This window comes from Streptomyces sp. NPDC005533 (genome assembly GCF_042871845.1).
Lineage (GTDB): Bacteria > Actinomycetota > Actinomycetes > Streptomycetales > Streptomycetaceae > Streptomyces.
The window spans coordinates 1-1,537 of record NZ_JBIAJH010000178.1 but is presented as its reverse complement, the minus strand read 5'-3'; the positions used below and the strand labels follow the sequence as shown (position 1 = coordinate 1,537).

At 67.2% G+C, this 1,537-nt stretch carries 3 protein-coding genes and 1 pseudogene; 1 reads left to right on the top strand and 3 read right to left on the bottom strand.

Annotation, left to right across the window (positions count from 1 at the left end; translation table 11 throughout):
* The first annotated feature begins 125 nt into the window (after positions 1 to 125).
* Positions 126 to 467, top strand: a complete 342-nt coding sequence (locus ACFYP3_RS37775) for a transposase (RefSeq protein ID WP_388842646.1) — start codon at positions 126 to 128, stop codon at positions 465 to 467.
* Positions 468 to 477: 10 nt separating this feature from the next.
* Here ACFYP3_RS37775 and ACFYP3_RS37770 read toward each other — a convergent pair whose 3' ends face one another.
* From ACFYP3_RS37770 to ACFYP3_RS37760, 3 genes and pseudogenes are all read right to left on the bottom strand, one after another.
* Entirely contained in the window at positions 478 to 750 is a 273-nt protein-coding gene (locus tag ACFYP3_RS37770) for a hypothetical protein (RefSeq protein WP_388842644.1), read from the bottom strand.
* Between the two features lie 24 nt (positions 751 to 774).
* On the bottom strand, positions 775 to 996 hold the full coding sequence (locus tag ACFYP3_RS37765) for a hypothetical protein (protein WP_388842642.1): 222 nt from the start codon (positions 994 to 996) through the stop codon (positions 775 to 777).
* Between the two features lie 142 nt (positions 997 to 1,138).
* A pseudogene (locus tag ACFYP3_RS37760) lies at positions 1,139 to 1,444 on the bottom strand (transposase); the annotation flags it as partial.
* Positions 1,445 to 1,537: the final 93 nt, after the last annotated feature.

The window sequence follows — 1,537 nt, the reverse complement described above, 5'->3', positions numbered from 1 at the left end:
CTAGGGCCTGTTGCGAAAGTGGATCTTGTTCGTTCATGATCACGTCTTGTGGGACGTGGAGATCTGACGAACAGCCAGTGGGCCCGGCTTGAGCCGCTGCTGCCGCAGGGCATCAAGCCGGGCAGGTGTGGACGCGGCGGCAGCTGATAGACGGCATACGGTGGCGGACCCGTACCGGTGCTCCGTGGCGGGACGTGCCCGAACGCTACGGGCCGTGGGACCGGGTCTACGACCTCTTCCGACGCTGGCAGCGGGACGGAACACGGGCCAGTATCCTCACCCGGCTCCAGGCCGAGGCGGACGCGAAGGGCCTGATCACCTGGGACGTTAACGTCGACTCGACCGTGTGCCGGGCCCACCAGCACGCCGCCGGAGCGGCGAAAAGGGGGACCTCCAGAAGGAGCCACCCGGCGGCATCTCGGTCGAGCCGGCCGACCACGGCCTCGGACGTTCCCGCGGTGGGTTGACCACCAAGATTCACCTCGCCGTCGAGCAGCGGCCGGGGGCGTGCAGGGTTGCGTTCCGCGGTGCTGGACCAGGCCTGCGCCGCCGCACGGCGTTCCACGCAGCGATCTCGCTAAGATCATAAACGGGGCCCATGGCGAGGATACGCACCGCCCCGGGTGCGTTCTGGGATTTCAGAGCACGGGCGGCGGCCTGCTTGGTGAGGCCCATGACCTCGGCGGCTTCGACGAGGCCGCCGAGCCGGGCCGGGTCGATGAGACGGCCTCCTGCCAGCATTCCCTGCATTGCGGCTCCCGGGGCAGCCCGAGGTTACGCGGTCCGCTTGCCGACGAGTTCGGACAGCAGCGAGACGAGGGTCTCGTTCGTCTTCCGCTGCTCGGCGATGAAGGTATCCAGCTTCTGGTCTGTGGCAGCCTGGCCGAGCCGGATGGCCAGGACATCACCCTTGATGACACGGAGATCGGCAATGACCTCGCTCAGCTTGTCATTGAGCTGAGCCGCGCCCTCGCGGGCAATGGGATCTTCCGGCATCGCATGGCCTTCCGCATGAATCTGTTCCCGCTTCTGTCGTAGAGACCCTACCCCAGATGAGCCTACATCGTGAACGCATCTCTGCTCCGCCCCCTTCGTCTCGAAGGCGACCGTGTCGTCGATGCCGGCGGCCCGGCACCGGTCGTTGTGAGGACTCGATTCCGTTGCGGGCGATGCGGTGGCGGATGCCGCGTCTGCGGAGCCAACGGCGCAGGTGGTCGTAGTCGTGGCCCTTGTCCGCGTGGAGCTTGCCCGGCCGCCGCCTGCGGGGTCCTCGCCGGGACCGGATCGGCGGGATGCCCCGCACGAGCGGTTCAAGGCCGAGGCTGTCGTGCATGTTCGCGCCGGAAACGCCCAGCGAAAGCGGCAGTCCGTTCCGGTCAGTGATCAAGGGGATTTTCGATCCAGGCTTGCCACGGTCGGTCGGATTCGGTCCCGTCAGAGGCCCCCGTTACCGTTTTCGTGGCCTCGCGATGGGGCTCCCGGCCTTCGGCCCCGGTATGACTTGAGCCCCCAGTCGAGATGATCGAAAAGGTGGTGT